22 protein-coding genes and 1 tRNA gene are annotated in these 25,474 nt (G+C 65.8%); 10 read left to right on the top strand and 13 right to left on the bottom strand.

The window, feature by feature from the left end; translation table 11 throughout:
* The first annotated feature begins 41 nt into the window (after window positions 1-41).
* Window positions 42-614 carry an ActR/PrrA/RegA family redox response regulator transcription factor gene (locus tag C8P69_RS07355; RefSeq protein WP_108175657.1) on the top strand — a complete coding sequence of 191 codons (573 nt, stop codon included), beginning with the start codon at window positions 42-44 and terminating at the stop codon, window positions 612-614.
* Window positions 615-851: 237 nt separating this feature from the next.
* Here the strand turns inward: C8P69_RS07355 and C8P69_RS07350 are convergent, their stop codons facing one another.
* On the bottom strand, window positions 852-1,340 hold the full coding sequence (locus C8P69_RS07350; protein WP_108175655.1) for an MmcB family DNA repair protein: 489 nt from the start codon (window positions 1,338-1,340) through the stop codon (window positions 852-854).
* A gap of 204 nt (window positions 1,341-1,544) precedes the next feature.
* Here C8P69_RS07350 and rpsO point away from each other — a divergent pair, with 204 nt between their 5' ends.
* A complete protein-coding gene (rpsO, locus tag C8P69_RS07345) occupies window positions 1,545-1,814 on the top strand; it encodes a 30S ribosomal protein S15 (RefSeq protein ID WP_108175653.1) in 270 nt (89 codons plus the stop codon).
* 245 nt (window positions 1,815-2,059) lie between these two features.
* Window positions 2,060-4,210 carry a polyribonucleotide nucleotidyltransferase gene (gene pnp / locus C8P69_RS07340; protein ID WP_108175651.1) on the top strand — a complete coding sequence of 717 codons (2,151 nt, stop codon included), beginning with the start codon at window positions 2,060-2,062 and terminating at the stop codon, window positions 4,208-4,210.
* 84 nt (window positions 4,211-4,294) lie between these two features.
* On the opposite strand, the gene C8P69_RS07335 is transcribed toward pnp, so the two are convergent.
* From C8P69_RS07335 to msrA, 10 genes are all read right to left on the bottom strand, one after another.
* Window positions 4,295-4,939: a hypothetical protein gene (locus C8P69_RS07335; RefSeq protein ID WP_108175649.1), complete on the bottom strand. Its 645-nt coding sequence runs from the start codon at window positions 4,937-4,939 to the stop codon at window positions 4,295-4,297.
* Between the two features lie 128 nt (window positions 4,940-5,067).
* Window positions 5,068-5,898: an alpha/beta hydrolase gene (locus C8P69_RS07330; RefSeq protein ID WP_108175647.1), complete on the bottom strand. Its 831-nt coding sequence runs from the start codon at window positions 5,896-5,898 to the stop codon at window positions 5,068-5,070.
* A gap of 292 nt (window positions 5,899-6,190) precedes the next feature.
* Window positions 6,191-7,519 (bottom strand): malonyl-CoA decarboxylase, encoded by a 1,329-nt coding sequence (locus C8P69_RS07325; protein WP_108175645.1) that lies wholly within the window; start codon window positions 7,517-7,519, stop codon window positions 6,191-6,193.
* Between the two features lie 93 nt (window positions 7,520-7,612).
* Window positions 7,613-7,903, bottom strand: coding sequence for a DUF2218 domain-containing protein (locus C8P69_RS07320; protein ID WP_108176507.1), 291 nt, complete (start codon window positions 7,901-7,903; stop codon window positions 7,613-7,615).
* Window positions 7,904-8,022: 119 nt separating this feature from the next.
* A complete protein-coding gene (locus C8P69_RS07315; RefSeq protein WP_108175643.1) occupies window positions 8,023-8,799 on the bottom strand; it encodes an enoyl-CoA hydratase in 777 nt (258 codons plus the stop codon).
* 420 nt (window positions 8,800-9,219) lie between these two features.
* Window positions 9,220-10,200, bottom strand: coding sequence for a type I pantothenate kinase (gene coaA / locus C8P69_RS07310; protein ID WP_108175641.1), 981 nt, complete (start codon window positions 10,198-10,200; stop codon window positions 9,220-9,222).
* A gap of 15 nt (window positions 10,201-10,215) precedes the next feature.
* Window positions 10,216-10,542 (bottom strand): phosphoribosyl-ATP diphosphatase, encoded by a 327-nt coding sequence (locus C8P69_RS07305; RefSeq protein ID WP_108175639.1) that lies wholly within the window; start codon window positions 10,540-10,542, stop codon window positions 10,216-10,218.
* Between the two features lie 68 nt (window positions 10,543-10,610).
* On the bottom strand, window positions 10,611-11,159 hold the full coding sequence (locus tag C8P69_RS07300) for a GNAT family N-acetyltransferase (RefSeq protein ID WP_108175637.1): 549 nt from the start codon (window positions 11,157-11,159) through the stop codon (window positions 10,611-10,613).
* Window positions 11,156-11,938 carry a CHAD domain-containing protein gene (locus C8P69_RS07295; RefSeq protein WP_170118163.1) on the bottom strand — a complete coding sequence of 261 codons (783 nt, stop codon included), beginning with the start codon at window positions 11,936-11,938 and terminating at the stop codon, window positions 11,156-11,158. The genes C8P69_RS07300 and C8P69_RS07295 overlap by 4 nt, the downstream gene beginning before the upstream one ends.
* Window positions 11,935-12,588, bottom strand: a complete 654-nt coding sequence (msrA, locus tag C8P69_RS07290; RefSeq protein WP_108175633.1) for a peptide-methionine (S)-S-oxide reductase MsrA — start codon at window positions 12,586-12,588, stop codon at window positions 11,935-11,937. Before msrA ends, C8P69_RS07295 begins: the two co-directional genes overlap by 4 nt.
* 185 nt (window positions 12,589-12,773) lie before the next feature.
* Between msrA and C8P69_RS07285 the strand changes: the two genes are divergently transcribed.
* Window positions 12,774-13,412 (top strand): dioxygenase family protein, encoded by a 639-nt coding sequence (locus tag C8P69_RS07285; protein ID WP_146167304.1) that lies wholly within the window; start codon window positions 12,774-12,776, stop codon window positions 13,410-13,412.
* A 4-nt stretch (window positions 13,413-13,416) separates the two neighbouring features.
* On the opposite strand, the gene C8P69_RS23800 is transcribed toward C8P69_RS07285, so the two are convergent.
* A complete protein-coding gene (locus tag C8P69_RS23800; RefSeq protein WP_170118162.1) occupies window positions 13,417-13,740 on the bottom strand; it encodes a PetM family of cytochrome b6f complex subunit 7 in 324 nt (107 codons plus the stop codon).
* Window positions 13,741-13,784: 44 nt separating this feature from the next.
* Window positions 13,785-15,233, bottom strand: a complete 1,449-nt coding sequence (locus tag C8P69_RS07280) for a sodium:proton antiporter (RefSeq protein ID WP_108175629.1) — start codon at window positions 15,231-15,233, stop codon at window positions 13,785-13,787.
* A gap of 192 nt (window positions 15,234-15,425) precedes the next feature.
* Here C8P69_RS07280 and C8P69_RS07275 point away from each other — a divergent pair.
* The 6 genes from C8P69_RS07275 to C8P69_RS07250 all read left to right on the top strand — a co-directional run bounded on the left by C8P69_RS07275 (window position 15,426) and on the right by C8P69_RS07250 (window position 25,447).
* Window positions 15,426-15,502 (top strand) — tRNA-Arg (locus C8P69_RS07275).
* A 434-nt stretch (window positions 15,503-15,936) separates the two neighbouring features.
* The gene (locus C8P69_RS07270; RefSeq protein WP_108175626.1) at window positions 15,937-17,982 is read left to right on the top strand and encodes a hypothetical protein; all 2,046 of its coding nucleotides are present in this window, start codon (window positions 15,937-15,939) and stop codon (window positions 17,980-17,982) included.
* Window positions 17,982-18,926, top strand: coding sequence for an OmpA family protein (locus C8P69_RS07265; protein ID WP_108175624.1), 945 nt, complete (start codon window positions 17,982-17,984; stop codon window positions 18,924-18,926). Before C8P69_RS07270 ends, C8P69_RS07265 begins: the two co-directional genes overlap by 1 nt.
* Entirely contained in the window at window positions 18,923-20,236 is a 1,314-nt protein-coding gene (locus tag C8P69_RS07260) for an EH signature domain-containing protein (RefSeq protein WP_108175622.1), read from the top strand. Before C8P69_RS07265 ends, C8P69_RS07260 begins: the two co-directional genes overlap by 4 nt.
* Window positions 20,237-20,462: 226 nt before the next feature.
* Complete coding sequence (locus C8P69_RS07255) at window positions 20,463-23,333, top strand: DEAD/DEAH box helicase (protein ID WP_245901917.1); 2,871 nt, start codon at window positions 20,463-20,465, stop codon at window positions 23,331-23,333.
* 194 nt (window positions 23,334-23,527) lie between these two features.
* Complete coding sequence (locus C8P69_RS07250; RefSeq protein WP_108175618.1) at window positions 23,528-25,447, top strand: DUF262 domain-containing protein; 1,920 nt, start codon at window positions 23,528-23,530, stop codon at window positions 25,445-25,447.
* Window positions 25,448-25,474 lie beyond the last annotated feature (27 nt).

The raw sequence follows: 25,474 nt of genomic DNA, 5'->3' as shown, positions 1-25,474 counted from the left end.
ATACCGTGCATGATACCGCCACCGACCGAGGATTGACTGCGATGCTGCCGACCGATTCCACCACGCCAGCCCCCGCGGTGAACCTTCCCGCCGATCGCACCCTGCTCCTCGTCGATGACGACAAGCCCTTCCTGCAGCGCCTCACCCGCGCCATGGAGGCCCGCGGCTTCGAGGTGACCTCGGCCGACAGCGTCGCCGAGGGTCTGGCGGCCGTGGCGCGCAACGCGCCGGCCTTCGCGGTCGTCGACATGCGGCTCGGCGACGGCAACGGCCTCGATGTCATCTCGGCGCTCAACGCCGCTCGTCCCGATGCCCGCGGCGTCATCCTCACCGGCTATGGCAACATCGCCACGGCCGTGACGGCGGTGAAGCTCGGCGCGGTGGATTACCTCGCCAAGCCTGCCGATGCCGACGAGGTCTTCGCCGCGCTGATGGCGCTGGCGGGCAAGACGGTCGACCTGCCGGAGAACCCGATGTCGGCCGACCGGGTGCGCTGGGAGCACATCCAGCGGATCTACGAGCTCTGCAACCGCAACGTCTCGGAGACGGCGCGCCGTCTCGGCATGCACCGCCGCACGCTGCAGCGCATCCTGGCCAAGCGCGCCCCGCGCTGAGGGGCAGAGGTCCAGCGGTACCGGCGATCCTCAGCCAAACGGCTGTCGCCGGATGTCCGGCGGCCGCTCGGCTCCTCACCCGTCATGCCCGGGTTCATCCCGGGCATCCACGACTTGACCACCGCCTCCTGAGAAGTCGTGGATGCCCGGCACAAGGCCGGGCATGACGCGGACAGGGTGTTGCCAGGCGAAGAATGGCGCGCAAGCGGCGTCGCCCGGTCCCGCCCTGTGTTCCCTCTAGAGATCCGTCAGGCCACGCGCCTGCGGATCGCAGAGCAGCGTCATCCGCGCGGCGGCAGCGCGGGCGAAGCGCAGCGTCATGACCTTGCGGGTCGGGGCGGCCAGCGCCCCGGCGACGCCTTCGCGCTGAAGCTCGGCCCCGTGGCCGTCGGCGAGGATGAGGCCCGCATCCTCCGGCAGGAGCTCCACCGGAAAGTCCGGCGCCACGGCAAAGAGCACCCGGTCGGCGTGCAGCCGGTAGTCCTCCCACTTCCGGTCGGCGCGGAAATCCTCGACTGAGGACTTCACCTCGACGATCCAGAGGAGGCCGTTGCGGCCGAGCGCGGTAAGGTCGGCGCGGCGGCCCGAGGGCAGCGGCAGTTCCGGCACCACGGCGAAGTCCAGGGCGGCGAGGAGGCGCGTCGTGCCGCGGGCAATGGCGAGGGCGCGCTCGGACTGGCGGCCATCGACGGGCGGCAGGACGGGGCGGAGAAGCGGGGCAGTCATCGGCGCATCATGCCGCTGCTTCGGCCGGAATGAAACGGGAACGGCGGGCCCGCGCTTCCCTTGCTGCCATTTTCGTGTATAAGCCGCGCCTTCGGAGCCTTTCACGGGCGCCGATCCGGCGGCACCTCGCCCCGGTCATCCGACCGCGCTGGACGACATCCCGGCCCGGCCGTCTTCAGTCCCCTCATTCAAAAGGATCTGCCGATGTCGATCTCCGACGCCCGCAAGGCCGAGCTCATCAAGGAATATGCCACCAAGGCCGGCGACACCGGTTCGCCCGAGGTCCAGGTGGCCATCCTCACCGAGCGCATCACCAACCTGACCGAGCACTTCAAGAGCCACGCCAAGGACAACCATTCCCGCCGCGGCCTCCTGAAGATGGTTTCCGCCCGCCGCTCGCTGCTCGACTACGTCAAGCGCAAGGACGAGGCCCGCTACAAGACGCTGATCGAGCGTCTCGGCATCCGCCGCTGACCCTTCGGACCGGCCCCGGCGAGTGATCGCGCGGGGCCGAGCCGCATTCCGGGTGCCGATCACGGCATCCGCAAAAGGCCGGGCGCGGTCCGCGCGCCGGCCACGCCACAAAGGCACGACACTGGACAACCCGACCGCCATGGCAGGATCGCAAGGGGCTCGGGGCCGATAAGGCCCGGACCGAGCCTCTCGCCGTCTTGCGCATGGCTGTCCGTCGTCCGATCCGTCCGAGAAAGGAAAAGACAATGTTCGACATTCATCGCGAGGAACTGACCTGGGGTGGCCGCAAGCTGGTCCTCGAGACGGGCAAGGTTGCCCGCCAGGCCCATGGCGCCGTCATCGCCACCTATGGCGAGACCACCGTCATCGCCACCGTCGTCTCCAACTACGAGCCGAAGGCCGGCATCGACTTCTTCCCCCTGACCGTGAACTACCAGGAGAAGTTCTTCGCCGCGGGCCGCATCCCCGGTGGCTACTTCAAGCGCGAGGGCCAGCCGACCGAGCGCGAGACGCTGATCTCCCGCCTCATCGACCGCCCGATCCGCCCGCTCTTCGTCGAGGGCTACAAGAACGAGACGCAGGTCATCGTCACCACGCTCTCGCATGACCTCGAGAACGATCCGGACGTGGTGGCCATGGTCGCCGCCTCGGCTGCCCTGACCCTCTCCGGCGTTCCCTTCATGGGCCCGGTGGGCGCCGCCCGCGTCGGCTACATCGACGGCGAGTACGTCCTGAACCCCTATGTCGACGACATGAAAGAGTCGAAGCTCGACCTCGTCGTTGCCGGCACCGCCGACGCCGTGCTGATGGTGGAGTCCGAGGCGCAGGAGCTGTCCGAGGAGGTCATGCTCGGCGCCGTCATGTTCGGCCACAAGTACTTCCAGCCGGTCATCAACGCGATCATCTCGCTCGCCGAGAAGGCCGCCAAGGAGCCCCGCGACTTCACCCCGCCGGACCATTCGGCGCTGGAGACGCAGATGCTGGCCCTGGTCGAGAAGGACCTGCGCGCCGCCTATTCGATCCGCGAGAAGACCGCCCGCTACGCCGCCGTCGGCGAGGTGAAGAAGAAGGCCATCGAGGCTTTCGCCGGCGAGGGCGAGGGCAAGTTCGACAAGCAGGTCGTGGCCGGCGTCTTCAAGGAGCTGGAGGCCAAGGTCGTCCGCTGGAACATCCTCGACACCGGCAGCCGCATCGACGGCCGTGACCTCGTCACGGTCCGCCCGATCGTCTCGGAGGCCGGCGTCCTGCCGCGCACCCACGGTTCGGCGCTGTTTACGCGCGGCGAGACCCAGGCGCTGGTCGTCACCACGCTCGGCACCGCTGAGGACGAGCAGTTCATCGACTCGCTGACCGGCACCTACAAGGAGAACTTCCTCCTTCACTACAACTTCCCGCCCTTCTCGGTGGGCGAGGCCGGCCGCATGGGCCGTCCCGGACGCCGCGAGATCGGCCACGGCAAGCTCGCCTGGCGCGCCATCCACCCGATGCTGCCCGCCAACCACGAGTTCCCCTACACGATCCGCGTCGTGTCGGAGATCACCGAGTCCAACGGTTCCTCGTCCATGGCCACCGTCTGCGGCGCCTCGCTGGCGCTGATGGACGCCGGCGTGCCGCTGAAGCGTCCGGTGGCGGGCATCGCCATGGGCCTCATCCTCGAGGGTGAGCGCTATGCGGTCCTGTCCGACATCCTCGGCGACGAGGACCATCTCGGCGACATGGACTTCAAGGTGGCCGGCACCGCCGAGGGCATCACCTCGCTGCAGATGGACATCAAGATCGCCGGCATCACCGAGGAGATCATGAAGGTCGCCCTCGGCCAGGCCAAGGGCGGTCGCGAGCACATCCTCGGCGAGATGGCCAAGGCCCTCACCGCGGCCCGCGCCGAGCTCGGCGAGCACGCGCCGCGCATCGAGAGCTTCAAGATCCCGACCGACAAGATCCGCGAAGTCATCGGCACCGGCGGCAAGGTGATCCGCGAGATCGTCGAGAAGACCGGCGCCAAGGTGAACATCGAGGACGACGGCACCGTGAAGGTGGCCTCGGCCAACGGCGAGTCCATCCGCGCCGCCGTCAACTGGATCAAGTCGATCACCCAGGAGCCGGAGCTCGGCATGATCTACGACGGCACCGTCGTGAAGGTCGTGGACTTCGGCGCCTTCGTGAACTTCTTCGGTTCGCGCGACGGCCTCGTCCACATCTCCCAGCTCGCCAACCAGCGCGTCGGCAAGGTGACCGATGTGGTCAAGGAGGGCGACAAGGTGAAGGTGAAGCTGCTCGGCTTCGACGATCGCGGCAAGACCCGCCTGTCCATGAAGGTCGTCGACCAGGCGACCGGCGAGGACCTCGAGAAGAAGCAGAAGGAAGCCGCCGCCGAAGAGGGCGACGCCGCGGAGTGATCCGCCGGCGGCCTTCCCGCAAGGCTCCAGACATCAGAAGGGCGGCCCTCGGGCCGCCCTTCTTGCGTTCGGGGAATAGCGACCTCAGTCCGCGGCGAAGCAGTAGAAGCGGCCGCCGCCGCCGGTGGCGCGCAGCGAGGGCATGTCGCAGCCGCGCGAGGGGTGCGAGGCGTTCCAGGACAGCGCCGGCGGCTCGGTGTTGAGGCCCATGCGGTCGTGGTGGCCGACCATGGCCGAGCCCTCGCCGTTCTTCGTCCAGTTGCCGCAGGTGCGGTCGGCATCGCCCGAGAAGGCCGTGCCGTCGGTCTGGGTGCCGGTGAGGATGTCGTGTTCGTTCGGCGTGTCGCCGCGGCCATTGACCATGGCGCCGCTCTCGGTGAGGGCGGTCTGCTTGGTCAGGTTGTTGGTGCCATGCAGCTCGGCGACATTCGCCGCGATCACGACGCCGCGGGCATTGGCCCAGGGGCCGCGGCCGATGCGGTCGCGGGCATTCACCGCGCCGGCCCCTTGCGTCGACAGATAGGCCCGCCAGGTCCGGTTGCCGGCGCCCACGGCGGCGGCCAGCGCCTGGCAATGGCGGTCGGCGCCGGCGAGGCCGCCGAGATTGCCGCCATCGAGCGGCGCCGAGGTGATGAAGAAGCCGAGCGGCCCCTGCTGCGCCATCGCCGCTCCGGCGGTGAGCACGGAGGCGCAGGCGCCCGCGAGCGCAAGTTTCAGGATCTTGGTCATGGTGTCCTCCCCGGACGTGATGCCTTGTTCCACGGCGGCATCTCGGGGAAAGCCTAGGGATGAGCCGCGGGCGTCACCAAGACACGGTTGGGTGAGACAGGTAACCCTGTTACGCCGCCCGGCGTTCCTCAGGCGCCGAAGAACCGCGTGACGTCGTCGAGGACCGGCGTGAAGCGCAGGAGCGGCGCCAGCGCCAGGACGGTGCCGGCATGGCCGACGCCGTCATACTTCCGGACGGTGACAGGCACTCCGGCGCCTTGCAGGCGCGCGGCCAGCGCGTCGGTGTTGCGGGGCAGGACGGTGGTGTCCGCCGTGCCGGTGCCGAGGAAGATGCGGGGCGCGCCACGCCGGGCGAAGCTGATCGGCTGGGTCTCGGCGGGATTGCGGGCATTGCCGAAGGCGGCGCGCGTCGCGGCGACGTCGAGGGGGAGGAAGTCGTAGGGGCCGGAGAGACCGGCCGCGGCGCGGATGGCGGAGCGCGGCGCGCCGGCACGAGCGAGGTAGCGCGGGTCCAGCGCCAGCATCATGGCGTTGTAGGCGCCGGCCGAATGGCCGAGGAGATGCAGGCGGTCGGCATCGCCGCCATAGCGGCCGATGATGCGGCGGACGGTGGCGAGGGCCGCCGCGCCATCCTCGATGAAGGCGGGGAAGCGCACCTCCGGCACGAGGCGGTAGTCGGCAATGACGGTGACATAGCCACGCGAGGCGAAGGCGTCGCCGACGAAGCCATAGGTGCCCTTGTCGCCGCTCGACCAGGAGCCGCCATAGATGAAGAAGGCTACCGGCGCGCGGGCGACCGGCCCGGACGGCAGGTAGATGTCGAGCATCTGGCGGGGATGGGGGCCGAAGGCGATGTCGCGGGTCGGCAGGCCCTGTGCGAGGGCCGGGGCGGCGGGGAGGGTGAGGGTGGCGAGCGCGCCGGCGACGAGGCCGCGGCGGTTGGGATGGGACGTGGTCAATCAGGGCTCCTGCGGCATCGGTTGATGCGGGAACGGCGGACGGGGCCGTTCGGTTGCAGCGATCACCCGGACGTTACGAGGGGTCGGAGGGGTTGGATTGGCCCCTCACCCTTCCCTCTCTCCGCAAGCGGGGAGAGGGGGCAACAGCGTGGCGTCAGATTCATGAGCCGTTGCGCTTGGCACTTCGCCTGAGAAGGACCGCGACGTCGTGGTCCCCCTCTCCCCGCTTGCGGGGAGAGGGAAGGGTGAGGGGCAACGGCACCCGGCAGGCCGGGCAGTACCGCACCAGCGCCTAACCCTTCTGCTCGGCCAGCTTCTTCACCGGCCCGGCCGCGACGATCTCGCGGCGCTCGGCATAGGCCTCGTGGTTCTCCTCGATGCGGCCGAGGTCGTAGAGGTAGTTGACCATCACGCCATGGGACTGGCGCAGGCCCGCTTCCGACAGGTCCGCGCCGGTGTTGATGCGCTCCAGCCGCGCGCCATTGCCGAGATGGAAGCGCGCGACAGGGTCGAGCGGCCGGTTGCCGCTGGTCTTGGCGGTGAGGAAATAGCGGGCGGCGCAGCGCGCGAGCAGCTTGTCGATCTTCTGGGCGCGCAGGCTGTCCGCCCGCCAGTCCAGCGCATCGAGCGCGTCGAGAAGCGTGCGCTCCTCGTCGAGGAGGAAGCCCGTCTCGGTCTTGCGCTCCTTGGCGAGCCATTTCGCAAAGCCCGGCACGGGGGATAGCGTGACGAAGGTGGTGAGCTTCGGTAACTCGCGCTTCAGCTCCTCCACCACCTGCTTGATAAGCAGCGAGCCGAAGGAGATGCCGGCAAGGCCGGTCTGGCAGTTGGAGATGGAATAGAAGACCGCGACGCGGGCGTCGTCCGCCGCGAGCGGCGTGCCCTCCTCGGCGATGAGCGGACCGATGGCGCCGGGGATCTCGGCGGTCAGCGCCACCTCGACGAAGATGAGCGGCTCATCTTCCAGACGGGGATGGAAGAAGGCGTAACAGCGCCGGTCCTCGGGCTGGAGGCGGCGGCGCAGGTCGTCCCAGTCGCGGATCTCGTGGACCGCCTCGTAGCGGATGATCTTTTCGAGGATGTTGGCCGGCGTCGACCAGTCGATGCGCCTCACGACCAGGAACCCCCTGTTGAACCAGGACGAGAAGAGATGGACGAGGTCGTCGTCCAGCACCTTCAGATCGGGATTGTCCGGCAGATGCGCCAGCAGGTCGTCGCGCAGGCGGACGAGGTCGAGCGTGCCGCGCGGGGCGAGGTTGAGGCGGCGGATGAGCTCCTGGCGGCGCGGCTCGGCGGCGGCGTGGAGGGTCGCCGCGCAGGCCGGCGACGGGTCGGCCTGATAGGCGGCGATGGCGGCGTCGAGCCTGGCGCGATCGGCGCCGAAGCCGCCGGAGAGGTCGCGCAGGACCGCAAGGCGTCCGGGGGCGTCGAGAAGGCGATAGGCGTCGAGGATGGCGCGGGCGACGGCGGTGCCGGAGGCTTCGCCGCGGCGGGAGAGCAGGGTGCGGGCGAGGGCGGTGACGTCGGCGGCATGGCGCGGCGGAGCTTCCACCGCTTTCAGGCCGATGAGCTCGCGGCTGCGGCGCGACACCGAAGCCAGGAGGTCGGAGACGAAGGTCATTGGCGGGCCTCCCTCATCCGGGCGAGGCGCCCGGCGGGGATCATGCTGCCACAGAATGCTGCGCCGCGGCGAGAGGCCTTCTCGCCGCGCCGATCAGCCGATGGGCTGCCAGTCGATCCGCAAATCGTCCTCGCGGAAGGCGAAGCGCTTGAGGTGGTCGGCGACGACCTCCTCGAGGGTGGGGATGCGGTCCACCGGCGCCTCGAGGCGCAGGCTCAGGACGTCGCCATTGGCGCTCAGCACCAGGGCGGCATCCTCGCTGAACGGTACCTTGCCCTGCCTCTCGTCGAAGGAGACGGAGAACTTGTGGCTCCAGTGCTTGCAGAGCTGCTGGAGATAGCGGCTCGCATGGGCCGTGACGACATCGGCCAGAGATACGGTCATGACGAAACCTCCGAGGAACTCCTCGCGAAGCTTCGATGTGAGACCAAACCGCCGGCCGCGCCATCCCGTCCGCTCGCAGGGCTCCTGCGCGCGGCCGGAATGCCCGGCAGCCATGCGTTTCAGCGGTTCTTGAAGGCCGGCTTCCGCTTCTCGGCGAAGGCGCCCATGCCTTCCTTCTGGTCCGCGAGAGCGAACATCGCGTGGAACACGCGGCGCTCGAAACGGATGCCCTCCGCAAGGGTGGTTTCGTAGGACCGGTTCACCGATTCCTTGGTCATCATGACGGTCGGCAGCGACATGTCGGCGATCTGGGAGGCGACCTTCACGGCCTCATCCACCAGCTCGGCGGCCGGGATGACGCGCGAGACGAGGCCGACGCGCTCGGCCTCCGCCGCATCCATCATGCGGCCGGTGAGGCACATTTCCATCGCCTTGGACTTGCCGACGAAGCGGGTGAGGCGCTGGGTGCCGCCAGCGCCCGGCATGACGCCGAGCTTGATCTCGGGCTGGCCGAACTTCGCGGTGTCGGCGGCGAGGATGAAATCGCACATCATGGCGAGCTCGCAGCCGCCGCCGAGGGCGAAACCGGCCACCGCCGCGATCATCGGCTTGCGGCGCTGGGCGACGCGGTCCCAGGAGGTGATGAAGTCCTCGAGATAGCTCTCGGGGTAGGTCTTGTCCTTCATCTCCATGATGTCGGCGCCGGCGGCGAAGGCCTTCTCCGAGCCGGTGATGACGATGCAGCCGATGCCGGGATCGCGCTCGAAACCGTCGAGGACGGTGTTGAGCTCGGCGATGAGCTGGCTGTTCAGGGCGTTCAGGGCCTTCGGCCGGTTGAGCGTGACGAGGCCCACCTTGCCGCGGGTCTCGACGATGAGGGTCTCGTAGCTGGCCATGGACGGTCCTCGTTGGGAGATGAGCAGGCGAGGAGAGCTAGCGGAGGCGCGCGGGCCTGTCATCTCCGCCGGTGGGGGAATGGCGGGCTCAAATGCCCCACCCGCACCCTCCCCGCGCTCCGCGCAGGGAGGGGGACCAAGGCGTCCCGCTCGTTCTTATGGGCTGGGCCTGGCCCAGCCGGTGCCGATGGCCCGCGGCGCCATGGTCGCCCTCCCCTTGGAGCGAAGCGCAAAGGGGAGGGTGAGGGTGGGGCATTCAGTCTGGCACCGCCCCTTCCGTCATGGCCGGGCTTGTCCCGGCCATCCACGACTTGAACACCGCATCTGAAGGGAATTCGTGGATGCCCGGCACAAGGCCGGGCATGACGCGTGACGGTTCGCGAGTGAAACCAGAGAGAGGGCCGGCCTCGGAGATGCCCCTCACACCCGCCGCAGGCTGACGCTCTCGATGCGGTGGTCGCTCTCCTTCTTCAGGATGAGCTTGGCGCGGTGGCGGGTCGGCAGGATGTTGTCGCGCAGGTTGACGAGGTTGATGCCGTACCACAGCGCCAGCGCCGTCTTCATCGCCTCGAAATCCGACTTCTCGGCATAGCGGCGGAAATAGCTCTGCGGATCGCGGAAGGCGGTCTCGCGCAGGCGCATGAAGCGGTCGAGATACCAGCGCTCCAGCACCTCTTCCTCGGCATCGATGAAGATCGAGAAGTCGAAATAGTCGGAGACGAAGGGGATGGCCTTGCCCTCGCGCGGCGGCCGGCCGGTCTGCAGCACGTTCAGGCCCTCGACGATGAGGATGTCCGGGCGGTCGACCTCGACGGACGCGCCGGGCACCACGTCATAGACGAGGTGGGAATAGACAGGCGCGCGCACATGTCGCTCGCCCGCCTTGACCGCGGCCAGGAAGCGCAGGAGAGCCTTGGTGTCGTAGCTCTCGGGGAAACCCTTCTTCTTCATCAGCCCCTCGCGCTCCAGATGGGCGTTGGGGAAGAGGAAGCCGTCGGTGGTGACGAGATCGACCTTCGGCGTGTTCGACCAGCGCGACAGCAGCGCCTGCAACACGCGCGAGGTGGTCGACTTGCCCACCGCCACCGAGCCGGCGACGCCGATGACGAAGGGGATCTTCACGTCCTTGGCGCCGAGGAAGGACTGCGAGGCGCGCGACAGCTTCTGCTGGGCGGCGACATAGAAGGACAGGAGGCGGGAGATCGGCAGGTAGATCGCCTCGACCTCCTCGATGGAGAGCCTGTCGGTGAAGGAGCGCAGCTTCACCACCTCCTCCGGCGTCAGGGTCATCGGCGTGTCGGCGCGCTTCTCCGCCCATTCGGCGCGGGAGAACAGCCGATAGGGCGACGGGTTGCCGTTTTCCGGCTCGACGAGGGCGGCGGCTGCGAGGCTCGCGGGCATGGACTGTTCCCGGCTTCAGGAGGCCTTGGGGCGGGACGCCTTTTCGGCATGACCCGACTGGGCGGTGCGGCGGGCAAGCTCGGCCATGACCTCGTCGAGGCCGATGCCGCGGGCACGCCAGACGACGAGCAGGTGGTAGAGGACATCGGCGCTTTCGGCGACGAGGCCCTGATGGTGGCCCTCCGTGGCGGCGATGATGGCCTCGATCGCCTCCTCGCCGAACTTGCGGGCGCAGTGCACGGGTCCCTTGGCGAGGGAGGCGGCCGTATAGCTCTCGGACGCCGGCGCCGCGGCACGGTCGGCGATGATCGCCTCGAGGTCGGCAAGCGAAAAGGCACTCATGGAACGGAAGGTCCCTGTCGCGGGGCGGCGGCCGCGGGCGGCCTCCGGAAGTGGCGGCATGATGCAGATTATGAGGCCGATGTCACGGTGGCAGATGGGCGAAGGCCGGGCACGAGGTCCCGCACCATGAAACGCGCGTCCGCGCCATAGCTTGCGAGCTTCTCGGCAAGGGCGGGGACCCTGGCCTCGGCGAAGCCCTGGCGCCGCCAGAACCCGGCCGAGCCGTTGACGGCGACGAGGCTCATGGCGGGGAGCCCGAGACGGGCCGCATGCTCCGCCAGCGCCGCGACGATGGCAGGGGCGGCACCGCTGCCGCGGGCGGTGGGCAGGAGCGCGAGATCGTGGATGTAGTAGCTGGCGGCCGGAGCGGGCAGGGCGCCGATCAGCCGGTTCAGCGGCGGGCAGCTCTCGGCTGCCCAGGGGTGGCTCAGCACATAGGCGAGGATGGCGTCCCCGTGGTCCAGCACCCGGCAGCCCTCGGGATGGAGGGCGAGGCGCTCGGCGAAGATGGCGGGGTCTTCGGGAAAGTCGGGATGGACGGCATCGGCGATGGCGAGCACCGACGGCAGGTCGCCGGGCGTCATGGTCCGCCAGCCGGGGATCAAGGACGAGTTCATGTGCCTGCCCGGCGCCAGGCAGCCTCCACGCGCGACGGCTTCTCGTCGAAAACGGCGGCGCCGACCCGGGTCACCTCGCGGGCGAGGCGCCCATGGCGGGCGGCGATGCGGGCGAGCTTGGCGCGGCCCACCTCGTTGCGCTCGATGCGGCGGGAGAGCAGGTCGAGGTCGCGGATCGCGCCCATGAGCTCGCCGAGGCGGTCGAGCTTGCCGGGTTTCGGCGCGCTGCCGCGCGGACGGACCTCCTCGAGGGCCTCCACCAGATGCAGGCAGTCCTTGATGCGCTTGCGCGCCTCGTGCAGCGGCTCTTCCTCGTGGGGCGTGGCCTCATAGGCGCGGTAGGCCTCGCGCGCCTTGCGATAGGCGCGGGCGACCGCCTTCGCGAGGTAGTGCTTCGGGGCGTCTTCGGGGGCGAGGCGGGCGATGACGCGCGCCTGGCGCTCCAGCGCACCGCCGAGAGCTGCGAGGTCGATGCGCTCGCCGCCCGCCGGACCATTGCCGCGGGCGCCGACGGTGCGGGCCGCCTCCTCCAGTGCATGGGCGTCGCGCAGCGGCGCGAGCGTATGGGCGAAGGCGCGCAGGAACCCGTTCTCGCGCTCGACGGCGGGCTTGGCGAGGGGCCTCAGGGCGCGCAGGAGGCTGCGCGCCCGCTTGATGTGGCGGCGGGCGAGATGCACCGCCCGGACATGGTCGGCCTCGGTGGCGAGAAGACGCCCGGCGGCGCGGGCATGAGCCCCCGCCGCGCGGGCAAGATCCCGCGCCTCGGCCACCGGCTTCACGCAGCGACCCCGGTGCCGATCGGGCAGGAGACGCCGGTGCCGCCGAGCCCGCAATAGCCGTGCGGGTTCTTGGCGAGGTACTGCTGGTGATAGTCCTCGGCGTAGAAGAACGGCCCGGCGGTCAGGATCTCCGTCGTGACCGCGCCATAGCCGCGGGCTGCCAGCGCCTTGCCATAGGCCGCCTTCGAGGCCTCGGCCGCGGCGCGCTGCGCCTCGGTCGTGACATAGATGCCGGAGCGGTACTGCGTGCCGACATCGTTGCCCTGGCGCATGCCCTGGGTCGGGTCATGGCTCTCCCAGAAGGTGGCGAGCACCTGCTCGGTGGAGACCTGCGCGGGGTCGTAGACCACCAGCACCACCTCGTTGTGGCCGGTCATGCCGGAGCAGACCTCCTCATAGGTGGGGTTGGGGGTGATGCCCGCCGCATAGCCGACGGCGGTGACGAAGACGCCGGGCAGCTGCCAGAACTTGCGCTCGGCGCCCCAGAAGCAGCCGAGACCGACGACGATGGTCTCGAGCCCCTCCGGGAAGGGCCCCTTCAGCGGGCGGCCGTTGATGAAATGCCGCTCGGCGGTGGGGATGGCCTGCGCGCGGCCGGGCAGGGCCTCGGCAGGGGTGGGCAGGGAGAGCTTCTTGCGAAATCCGAACATGGATACCTCCTCGATGCCCCTCATTCGCGCGGCCGGGCCTCGATGTTACTCCAGCCGCGACGTGGCGGGAACATGGGAGCCCTGCGCGAAAAAGCAACACGGCTGCGTGAGCCGGGAGGCCCTCACCGCTTCGTGCCTTGCTCGTGAAGGCCAAGGGGGTGTTGGTCCAGGAACAGGAGGCGCGCATGTCCCTTTCGCCCATCCGTCCGCTCGACCTCAGCCGGCGTGGCCTCATCGCCGCTCCGGCGGTGATCCTGCTCGCCCGGCCGCTGGCCGCCGTGGTGCTGCCGACGCCCGCCCAGATGCGGGGCCCCTATTACCCCACGGTGAAGCCGACCGATTCCGACATGGACCTCACCGAGGTGAAGGGCCGGCCCGGCCGCGCGGCGGGCGAGGTCATCGAGATCGTCGGCCGCGTCCTGTCGGCGCGCGGCGGGCCCATCGGCGGCGCGACGGTGGAGATCTGGCAGGCGGACCACCAGGGCCGCTATCACCATCCCCGCGAGAGCGCCGGCTCGGCCGATCCGAACTTCCAGGGCTTCGGCGCGGTGCGCACGACCGCGACAGGCGACTATCTCTTCCGCACCATCCGGCCGCGCTACTATGGCTCGGGCAGCTTTATGCGGACGCCGCATGTGCATTTCCGGGTCGTGGCGGAGGGGCGTCCCGAACTCGTCTCGCAGATGTATTTTCCCGGCGAGGCGATGAATGCCCGCGACGCGCTGTTCCGCGCGCTGCCGGGCGAGGCGGCGCGCGATGCCCTCACCGCCCGCGAGGAGCCGGCCGACCTGCCGCGCTACCGTTTCGAGATCGTGCTCGCCTGAGGGATCAGCGCCGGCCGACGACGCCGATCTGCGGCCTGCGGCTCCGGCCGACCCACATCAGCAGGGCCCCGAGGATGAGGCCCGCGGCCGCCGCCGGCCATGCGATGACGGTCAGGGCGGCGGGATCCCATAGCCAGTCGGGTCCTTGCGCGCGCAGCACCGTTTCGACCCGCGCCAGGCTCTCGGCATGGATCGAGCGCCAGACCTCGGAGAGCGAGGTGACGATGAGCCGTTGGCCGGCGATGGAGCGGGTGCCGTCGATGACCACCAGCACGAAGCCGGCAGCCATCAGCAGGAAGCCGAGGAAGCGGAGGGGAAAGCGGAGCATGGCCGGTCCGAATCGTCTCCCTCGGGGCGCAGGCGGGCGGCAGATTACCAGCCCGCGAGCGGCGCGCCACGGATGAAGAAGAGCAGCGTCACCAGCACGAAGATGGGAATGAGGATCGCCACCGACCAGACCATGTAGCCGAAGAAGGAGGGCATCTTCACGCCCATGTCCTTGGCGATGGCATAGACCATGAAGTTGGGCGCGTTGCCGATATAGCTGTTGGCGCCCATGTAGACCGCGCCCGTGGAAACCGCGGCGAGCGTGATGCCGAGCGGCCCCATCAGCGTCTTCGGATCGCCGCCGGCGAGCTCGAAGAAGACGAGATAGGTGGGCGCGTTGTCGAGAAAGGAGGACAGCGCGCCGGTCAGCCAGAAATACATGACATTGTCGGGCGTCCCGTCGGGGTTGGTGACGAGGGCGACGAGGGGCGCGAGGGCGCCGTTGCGTCCCGCCGCGAGGATGGCGATGACCGGCACGATGCAGATGAAGATGCCGGCGAAGAGCTTGGCGACCTCCTTCACCGGCCCCCAGGAGAAGCCGTTCTGCTCGCGGAAGATGGGATTGGCGAGCTTCAGCGAGGCGAGGCCGCCGGCCAGCATGATGGCGTTGGAGACGATGTCCTGCAGCGGAAAGGCGACACCGGCGAGCTTGAACGCGATGCCCGGCTTCCAGTAGCCGCGCAGCAGGATGGCTGCGACGACGACGCCGATCAGCGCCAGCATCTCGAGGCCCTTCACGCCGACGCGCGAATCCGGCGTCGGGTCCGGCTTCACGCGGCCCTCCTTCCGATAGAGCCAGGTGTCGAGCCCATAGAAAATGGCCAGCAGCGCGCCGAGGACGATCACCGTCTCGGTGAACAGGGCCCGCGTCGTCCAGAAGAAGTCGACGCCTTTGAGGAAGCCGACGAAGAGCGGTGGATCACCGAGCGGGGTGAGCGCGCCGCCGCAGTTCGAGACGATGAAGATGAAGAAGACGACGACATGGACATTGTGCACCCGGTCGTCATTGGCGCGGATGATCGGGCGGATCATGATCATCGAGGCGCCTGTCGTGCCGACGAAGCTCGCCAGCACCGCGCCGATGGCCAGGATCGCCGTGTTGGTGCCCGGCGCGCCGTGGATGTTGCCGGTGACGAGGATGCCGCCGGCAATGGTGTAGAGCGCGAAGATCAGGATGATGAAGGGCAGATACTCGGCGAGCATGGTGAAGACGAGGGCGCCGAGCGCCTGGTCCATCGGCACCAGCGAGAGCAGCGGTACGACGACCAGCGCGGCCCAGAAGGCGGCGATCTTGCCGTAATGGTGCTCCCAGACATGGGGGTAGAAGACCGGGCCGGTGGCGATGCAGAGCAAGAGGCCGGCAAAGGGCAGGCACCACAGGAGGCTCATGCCGCGCCCGTCGAGCGCCGCCGCCGCAAAAGCGGGCTCGGCCGCGCCGCCGAGGCCCAGCGCGACCAGGGCGGCCAAAGCCGCCAGCCTTCCGAAACGTCCCATCTCTGCCCCTCTGCGCTCTTGCCGGCGCTGGTCCCTCACGTGTGAGGGCCATCCCTCGCGTTCTAGCGGCGGTGCGCGCCGGCTGGCAATGGCCGTGGGGGATTGCGGCGAGGACCGGGGCGTTGCGACGCACGGCGCGGCCCTCCCCGATTGCGGCGCGCCGCACGATCCGCTACACACGTCGCACGGCTTGCACCCGTAGCTCAGCTGGATAGAGCGTTGCCCTCCGAAGGCAAAGGTCACACGTTCGAATCGTGTCGGGTGCGCCAGTCTTTTCAATAGCTTACGCGGGTTGTCGCGCTTCGGTCCTAGTCCCGGGTAACACCCGGGTAACACGCCGCCGTCTTGTAGCAGAGTTGCTCGCTCAACGCGGGCGCCATTCGTAGCTCCACGCCATATCAGGCTAAGGGTGCTCGCGCCGAGCGGCGCCGGAAACAAAGGCGCGGGGTTAAGAGTGCGCTATTGATCGGCAAAGCGCGGGGCAGGCAGCGCCCGTGCGCGGGACATTTTGGGCCTCGCCCCAGGTCACGACTAACGCAATTGACCGAAACTAGGGGGGCCCACCCCGGGTACCCTATTCGTATCGGGTGCACTCCACCGGCCCCCGAAACGGCCGCCAAGGCGCCTATGAATAACACCTTGGGCTTGTAGACCGCAATTCCTGCTATGTTAGATAGGGTCCGGGAATGGGAGAATTTTTGCGGTGGAACTGGTTCGCGAAGTCGGCCTCTGGGTCAAGAACGCTGTTCTGAATTGTGCATCGTTGCTGAGAGACGAGTCGGCACCCGGGGTGGTCTCTCTCGGCCTGCTGTTTCTGCTCCTAGCCTGCATTGTCCTCTTTGGGTGGACAACGTACCGGCGGCGCTCGGCATTGATCTGGCTAAAGCAAGAGTTTCGCGCGGCTTTCAGCGAGGCTCCTTCCGAGGCGGCGGTAGTGGAACTCGGGGCGGCGCTCCGCAAGGGTGAAGACAACGCCGCACTCCGACCCGTGGTCGCTGCCTGGAAGGAGTATAGCGATACGCTCGTAAAGCATACCCAAGACGGTCAGGTCGTCCTGCGCAATGCGGTTCGCCCGTCGGCATTCTTCAATCTCGATGATCTGCATTTTTCGCCCGGATTCTGGCGCATCGTTCCCGGGCTTTTTGTTACCACGGGTCTCTTTCTCACCTTTCTGGGCCTCATCTCAGCACTAAACTCGATGGCGACTCCGGCGGGAGTAGGCTCGGCGGACGTCAATATCGATATCAACGGCCTGCTCACGATCGCGTCGGCCAAGTTCATCATGTCCTTGACCGGCCTGCTCTGTTCCATCGCGTTCACGGTCGTGCTGAGGGTGGGTACTGGCCGCATCGATCAGGCCATCCATCACCTTTGCACCGCCATTGAGAGCCACCTGACGTTCATCAGTCTGGAGGAACTGGCGGTCGAGCAGTTGGCGACAACGCGCGAGCAGCGCGAGCACTTCCGGACGATTGGGCTCGAACTGGTCGCAGAACTTGGGCGTCCTCTTCGCGAGGAGCTTCCCGCCCATATCTCCAGGTCCATCGGCGAAGCCATGTCACCACTGCTGCAGCAGGTGGGTCAGATCGGCGCTACGGGGATGGAAGGCATGGTCAGGGACCTGTCCTCGCGCTTTTCCGAAGATGTGGGTCGTGCGCTTTCCCAAGCAAGCGACAAGCTTACGATCGCGGGAGAGCGGATCTCAGAACTCTCGGCTCGCATGGACCAAAGCTCGGGTCGAATGGGAAGCGAGATGGAAAATGCAGTTGGTAGGCTGACCCAGACCGTTGAAGATCTGCGTACAGCTATGGGAGCGACCGCCAAAACCGCCAGCAGCGCCCTCACGCAAGGCACAGAGCAGCTGCTCTCCGCCATGAATGAGACGCTCCAGGGAATTCGCGACAATACCGGCGAAGGCGCTCGGGCAATAAGCGCCGCAGCCCTTGAGATGCGCCAGGCTGCTGAGGCCTTCCGAGCCGAACTGGAGGAGGCGACCAAGACTGGTTCCGGCGCGGCCCGCGAACAAATGCAGGCGGCCTCGCAGGCAGCGAGCAGCGCAATAGACGGTGCCGGCAGAAGCATCCTCGATGCATTCGACAAGCGAGCCGGTGACATCGCTAAGGCGACCGAGGCGTTCTCCTCAAAAGCGGCTGAAGACCTGTTGGACCCGCTGGGCCAAATATCCGAGCGCCTCAAGAGTGTCGTTACCGAACTGACAGGCGGCATGTCCTCCCTTGGGCGCTTCTCGGATGGTATCCGAGCCGGAGCTGAGGCAACTGAGCAGGCCGCCGGTCATTTTCGCGGGGCCTCCAGTGCCTTCGTGGAGGCGGCCACTCCGCTCCGTGCCAGCACGTCCAGCATTGAGGTGGCCATCAAGCATCTTGCCGATGCAACCGCGAACATATCTGACACGGTCGGTAAGTCTGCGGCGGCTACGGCCTCCAGCGCTGCTTCCGCTCTCGCCAGTGCGCAGGAGATCCTCGGTGGCGAAGCGAAGGCTATCGAAGCCTCACTGTCAGGCATCGAGGCCATGCTTGAGAGGCTGCGCGGACAAGGCGACCGCCTTGACGACATGGATGAGAAGCTCGGCAAGGCCTTTGAGGCCTATCGAACTCAGGTCGCCTCTGCTGTTGAAGGAATGTTCGGTCACGTTAGAGAAATGCAAGCCCAGCTCAGCCCGGCGCTCGATACCCTGCATTCTATCGTCGTGCAGGCCGAGCAGTTTGCTCCCGAGTCGCGGAGACGGTGATGCGCGGCATCTCTAGGCGCCGCCTTCAAGAAGATGAGGAGGAGTCGTCGTTCGTCTCTATGACGGACCTGACGGTCAGCTTCCTTTTCATCGTCATGATCCTCTTGGCTTACTCGGCCTCCAAAATGGCTACGAGCCAGACGGTACCGAAGGCGCTCTACGACACGGTCGTCCGCGAACGTGACGTGATCGCCGAGGAGAAGGCCCGCCTCGATGCTGAGCTCAAGGAGTTGCGGCTTCTCGCCGAGGGGCGGCGCATCAGAATAGACCAGTTGGAGCAAAAGATTGCCGAGCTGGAAGCGCGGCTAGCCGAGAAGAACCCGCTCGAAACCTACATGGCGCAAGTGGCTGACTTGCGCCGGAAGGTGCTGGAGGGTCTGCGGGCTCAACTGAAGCTCGATTTTCCAGAGCTACAGGTGGTCGTGAGCGAGCAAATGGACGCGCTGCGCTTCAAGGGCGATGGCTTGTTCGACAGCGGCCGCTCCAAGCTTGCCGCAGGTCGATCGGATATCGTTCGACGGTTGGCCACGCGCCTAAACGAAATCCTGCCCTGCTACACGCTGGGCCGCTCTGCACGCTGGAACTCCACATGCAACAGCGTAGGTGCGATCATTGAGGCCGTTCAGATCGAAGGCCACACCGACGTCACCGGTTCTGAGAACGCGAACGTCACGCTGTCGACCGAGAGGGCGAACGAAACCTTTTTTGTCATGAAGGAGCGCGAGCCAGGCCTCACATTGCACCAGAACATGCGGGGCCAGCCTGTCATGTCGGTCGCAGGTTATGGAGCGATGCGTCCGATTGTTGACAATGCGACCCCCGAAGGCAGGGCCACCAATCGTCGCATCGATCTCCGCATCATCATGTACACACCTCAATCCTCCGATGAGATAGAGAGCATCAGGCGGCGGCTGCGAGAAAGTGTTGGGGAGGTGCCGCGATGAAGCTTGCGGCGCTCCTTAAGCAACCCCCTGGGTTCAATCCGCCAGCCTTGGCTGAGCCTGCGCAGCTGCGCGCCGCCATAGGTCGTGTGCTTGCGCGATGGCCCGACATCGTCGCCGACCCGCCCGAGAATGATCGAGAGAAGCTCGTCCAAGAGATGCTTAGGCGGCTTGATGAGGACGATTGGTCGGACCTGCCAACAGCGTTCGTTACCAAGGCCGCCCGCGCCCTTTTTGATCCTCTCCGGCGAAGCCGTTCTGATTTGGCGAGGTTGAGACAATTCTACGTTGAAGAACTGAGCGTTTCGACGCGCAGGAGTTTCCTCGGAGGGATGGCTTCGGTTTATGTCGGGAGCTATGAGCCCGGCGCTCCCCATACGCGAGCATTGGCGTCAGCTCTTCAAGCTGCGCGCTCTCGGCTCGGCGGCCGCTGGGTAACGTTGGAGGAGGAACTGCCGGAGTGGCTCGATCCGGTATATGCGCCAGAGATCATCGCGGCGCGAATGACCAAAATGGCGCACCCCTGGGGCGAGCTGAAGGCAATGGGGTTCAGCGCTCCCCATGCTCCCGGTCTGATGGACCATGCTCATCTTGAGTTCGTGCGACTAACTCGCCCGGTTCTTAGCCACCGCTCCGGGCAGGAGCGGCTGTTTGGCTGGCTGAGGCCCGAGGGACAGGAAGCGAGAGCCTCAGGCGCTGCCGAGGCTATCAGCGCCATTCTCGGCCACTGGCTCGCCCGCGACCCATCGTCGGAAGACCAGCGATACATCATCGAAAACCTCGTTGGTTGCTACGGCGACCCGCGCGTGTCTGCCAGCGGCGCCTGGGCAGGAGTCCCCGAGCAGCATCGAGCCGTAATCCTTCGCTGGCTGACAGGGGAGAACATTCGTTTCTTCCTCGACGTCGTATCGGCAGTCGAGGAGAGCCACATGTGGGAGCCACGACGAAAGTTCTGGCTTTCGCTCCATGAGGAAGGCCGCATTGACGGTGCCTGGGTGGCCTTCAGCGCGGAAGCTGCGAATTATGCTCGTCATCAAGCAAGGGCGAGGAGCGGGCAATCAACGCTTCGCTATGGACTACAGACGGCAGGCGGATCCCGCGTGAACACGTCGCTGCTGGTGCTCAAAATAGGAAACAGAATAGTAGTTGAGGGATCTCATAGCTATAAGATCCATATTTTCCGTGCCAATTCCCACCACGCGCCTAGTTTGTATCAAGCCCGTTATGATTGTGAGCAAATCCGGCTTTCTGCTGGTGTAGATGCTAGAAGCCATATCGGTGACTGGCAGGGTTGGGTACGAGAGCGGATCTAGCGGGGTTCTGGTGAAATTCGACTATTCTGTAACGCCCGAATGCATCACGCTTACCCCCAGGAGTGACAGTGCGGGTTTCCTGCCGCGCCTCTTAGGAAAAGTGCCTCGGGTAGATCTCGAACACCTACCGCCTCAGGAGCGCGACCTGCTATTGGCCATTGGCGACCTTAGGGCGCTAGGCGACGGAACCCCGGGATCGCTTCAAATCGGCGCGCGCGAGGTCGTAATGTCTCACCGCCTCGCAGCCTCTCTCAACGCCAAAACTGCTGAAGTGCTGGGGCTCCCGCCACTTGTCGATCTAACGCTCAAGACCGATGTCGAGGGCCTAGTTGGAAGCCCTAGCTTTCGTCTGCACTACGAGTGGCAGAGGCATGGCCAGCGCCAACCTGTCCAGCGGCAAGGCGCTATTCTCAAAACAGCCAACGGCGATCGAAGGCTTCCCCTCTGGATCCTGGAGGCGGTCGAGATGGCAGATTCGTTTGGCAGGGGCTCCGATACGGAGCACTGGGAGGCGCTAGCAAGATTTCGGCAGGCCCTCGATCCCGGCATTACCGTGACGGCCTCGACGCCCACCGCACGAGTCTCGATGACGGATTTCCTCTCCAACCTTGAGGTCCGTCTCGCTGATCGATTCTCCATCAGTCCCAGCGCTTCTGCCGATGACTTCGAGGTGCTCCCGTTCTCCAAGCGTAGTGTCGGAGACGGCTCCGATCCAGGCCGAGATGAGGGCATCTCGGAGGCTGAAAGCGAGCTCACTGGGGAACCCTTGCGGGTGTTTCAAAGGCGCGTGCGAGAGAGAGGGAGCCTCCCCGCATATCGTCTGGCGCCAGGAAGTTATCTCGTCGTAGACCGTTCTGCGGCTCTGGCACTGGAGACATTTGCACGCGTTCAAAGGGAGCCGGCTGCAGAACGTGCGGCGTTCATCAAAAACCCACGTACCAGGATCACAGAGGCTTACGAACAGGCCCTTCACGAAAGCGGACAGCTAGAAGGTTTGTCGCCCGAGGCGCAGGAAGAGGCGATTGAGACTGCGGTCGGCCCGGTGTTTGTGGAGACTAGGGAATTCTCCGAGCGCGTTGTAGGCGTCGCCGTCTTCGAGAAGGCGGACCGCGAGTTCAGCTCCAGCGGTACCACATGGCTGCCAGAGGACTTTGCCCGGAGGCTTGCCGAGCACGTCTCGCGCCTGTCGGACCAAGAGCTCACCGATCTGCGGGAGCGACTTCAGGTAGCGATCGACGACCAGCAGCCGACATTGCAGACGGGCGACCTAGAACTGCCGGCCCGTCAGGAGGCGGTCAATCTGATCGACGGAGCTATCGCAGCCCGCGCGCATTCCGCCACCGAGGCCACTTCTTCACCCGAGCCAGAGAAAGGTCCGGTCGTCCTTACGACTCTGGACAATTTCGAGGAGCTGCGTTGGCAGGCGGAACTTCGTCCGCGCAAGGCGTCTATTTCGGTTGACCTGCCATCTACCATTCTGACGTCGTTGAAAGAACATCAGGTCGAAAGCTTTAATTGGCAGGTTGCAGCATGGCGTTCAGGATTCCCCGGCATCCTGAATGCCGACGAGCAGGGCCTTGGCAAGACCCTCCAGACGATCGCTTTTTTAGCCTGGCTCAAGGAGCATATGGCTAAGGCGACCCAGGGCGTGCGTGGCCCAGTGTTGGTGGTTGCTCCAACTTCGCTACTACAGAACTGGGAACAGGAGGTGGAGCGGCATTTGCGCAAGCCCGGTCTCGGACACCTTATCCGGCTCTATGGCAGCAGCACCAAGGGTCGGAAATTCTCCGGGGCGTCAGGCCTCGACACCGATGCTGGGGAGGCCAAGCTCGATCTGGAATTCCTGCGAGAGGCAGTGGCCGAGGGCCGAGCCCATAGGTTCTGGATCCTCACGACCTATACGACCCTGTGTAATTACCAGCACTCTTTGCATCGCATTCCCTTCTCCGCGGTCGTCTTCGACGAGATACAGACGTTGAAGAACCCGGTAAGCCTCCGTGCAAACGCGGGGCGATCGGTCAACGCTGATTTCCGTATCGGCCTGACAGGAACCCCAATCGAAAACAGCGTCACCGATCTTTGGGCGGTGATGGATGCTCTCAGCGTTGACGCTTTGGGCTCGTTGTCGCAATTCCGGCAGCGATATGCCGCGTTCGACAAGGAGACTATGGCCGAACTGCACGGCCGAGTCTTTAAGCCGGCCGGCACGTTCCCGCCACTAGGCCTACGGCGCCTCAAGCAGGACGTGGCAAAAGACTTGGAGCCGAAGCGCCGTCGCCTTCACCCCCGGCTCATGCCCCCGAAGCAGGAGGCCCACTACGAAGACGCCAAGCTTAAACTGGCTACGGGTGGTCTGGGTGCCGCTCTCAAGGCGCTTCATCACATTCGCACGGTGTCCGTTCATCCTGCCATCGGTGAGGACGACGGCTTCATCGAGGCGTCCGCGAGACTGCGGGCGACGTTCGATATCTTGCGCGAGATTGCCCGCAGACGAGAGAAGGCCCTCGTCTTCATCGAGCATCGCCAGATGCAATACCGCTTTATCGAGTTGGTGCGGTCAGAGTTTGGCCTTGACCGCGTCGATCTCATCAATGGCGACACGCCCATTTCACAGCGTCAGGCGATCGTAAACCGGTTTCAGCGCCACCTCGAGAACGATGGTGGGTTCGATGTCCTGGTTCTCGGCCCGAAGGCTGCGGGCACCGGTCTCACCCTGACAGCTGCCACACACGTCATCCATCTCTCGCGCTGGTGGAATCCCGCGGTGGAGGAGCAGTGCAACGATCGCACGCACCGAATCGGGCAAACCAAGCCGGTGACCGTCCACGTTCCCATGGCGATCCACAGCGGCTATCGCGAGCAATCGTTCGACTGCCTGCTTCAAAGTTTGATGCAGAGAAAACTGAATCTGGCGCAGGCAGCGCTATGGCCGATGGGCGATACCTCTGAAGACGCCGGCGAACTGCAAAGGGTTCTCATGGCAGACGAACGGCAGACAGGAGGTGACCCGTTGCAATCCGCGATAACAGCGATGTTCGAACGCGATCATTTTCCACCACCTTTTTTCGATCAGGACGGGTCTGTGCCCCTGCCGTGACAACTCACTGGCCTGTGCGGCGAAATTCGATTTCGCGGCCTCGCGGATGATCAGGACGGATCGCCAAAATGGCGATGCCTTGACGTCTTGCAATCACCGATGGTTCTTCTGAATATCTCGTTTCTTTTCGCGCGCGTCGGTTCGGCGCGCGCGTTCGGATATCAGCAGAACCGTGAACAGGACGTTGCGGACCGATGAGCAGTGCGTTTCAGACCAACAAGATCGCGTTGAGCGACCTTCTGCGGGCCTGCCACGAGGGTAAGATCCAGCTTCCCGACTTTCAGCGCAGCTGGGTCTGGGACGAAGACCGGATCAAGAGCCTCATTGCCTCTATCTCCCGCGCCTTCCCGGTTGGCGCCCTTATGACGCTTGAGACATCCGGCACGGTCAATTTCAAGCCACGCCCGGTCGAGGGCGCGCCGATAGCGGCCCTGACGGTCGTGCCAGATCAGCTTCTGCTGGACGGTCAGCAGCGCATGACCTCCCTCTATCAGGTCACCATCCGCAACCAGGTCGTGCGGACGGTCACACCGAAGAAGAAGCGGGTGAACCGATGGTTCTACTTCGACATCCAGAAGGCGCTCGATCCGGATGCTGACCGCGAGGAGGCCATCATCGGCGTTCCCGAAGATCGCATCATCCGAGACAACTTCGGCAAGGACATTGTCCTCGATCTCTCCAGTCGGGAGAAGGAGTTCGATGCGCTGATGTATCCGCTGTCCATGGTCTTCGATTGGAACACCTGGCAGATGGAGTTCGTCGGCCACGCCAACAAGGCGGGCACGTTCAGCGAGACCTGGCCCATCATCAGCCGCTTTCATGCGGAGGTCATCGAGAACTTCGCCAAGTATCAGGTGCCTGTGATCGCCCTGGACAAATCGACGTCCAAGGAGGCGGTCTGTCTCGTGTTCGAGAAGGTGAACACCGGCGGTAAGCCCCTCGACGCTTTCGAGCTCGTCACCGCGATGTATGCGGCCGACGGGTATGAGCTTCGGAAGGACTGGTACGGCGATGGCAAGGACCTGCCCGGACGCCATACGAAGTTCGCCACGCACCTGAAGCTTGCTGACGCAGAGAAGGGTATCCTGTCCGAAGTCGGCAACACCGACTTTCTCCAGGTCATTTCCCTTTTTCACACCCGCGAGCGCCGGCGCCAGGCGGAGGCCGAGGGACGGCAGGGCAAGGAGCTGCCCCAAGTGACCGGCAATCGGCAGGCGCTTCTGAACCTCCCGCTCGACGCCTACAAGAAGTTCCAGGGAAACGCCGAACGTGGCTTCCTGACCGCCGCGAAATTCCTCCACACTCTGCACATCTATCGGGTGTTCGACCTGCCCTATCAGTCCCAGCTGATCCCGCTCGCAGCGATACTTGCTGAGATTGGTGATGCCTGGGAGCACGAGACCGTGCGTGCACGCCTCACGCAGTGGTACTGGAACGGCGTATTCGGCGAACTCTACGGGTCCGCCGTCGATACCCGCATCGCCAAGGACTTTATTGAGGTGCCGGACTGGGCCTTGGGCCGCTCCTCCGCGGAGCCCACGACCATTCGCGATACGATCTTCCGTGCGGACCGGCTGCGCACTATGCGCATGCGCCTGTCGGCAGCCTACAAGGGCGTGAACGCGCTGCTAATGCAGGAGGGGGCACGCGACTTCCGCTCCGGTCAGAAATTCGACCACACCGTCTTCTTTGGCGAGAACGTGGACATCCACCACATCTTCCCCCGGGCCTGGTGCGAAGCGCGCAAGATCAAGGCGGACGTCTACGATTCCATTATCAACAAGACACCGCTCGCCTATCGCACCAATCGCGTGATCGGCGGCGATGCCCCTTCGATCTATCTGAACCGGCTTGAGAACGGTTCTGCCGATCGCCCGGCTATCCATCGTGACAATCTGGATGCGAGCCTGAGCTCCCATCTCATCGCGCCGGCCCTGCTGAGATCAGACGAGTTCGAGGCGTTCATGGCCGATCGCCAGGCGCGCCTGCTGGCGCTCATCGAGAAGGCGACCGGCAAATCCTCCTACCGCGGCGATGTGGCCGAGGAAGGGACGGATGCGGAGCGCGATGATGACAGCATGGAGGCCGAGCTCACTATCCCGGTGGCGGAATAGCGCGGCAACCCTGGATGCGAAGCAGCG

The sequence above is a fragment of the Phreatobacter oligotrophus genome (assembly GCF_003046185.1).
Classification (GTDB): Bacteria; Pseudomonadota; Alphaproteobacteria; order Rhizobiales; family Phreatobacteraceae; genus Phreatobacter; species Phreatobacter oligotrophus.
Note: the sequence above shows the minus strand (reverse complement) of the source record. Positions and strands in the feature narration are given on the sequence as shown.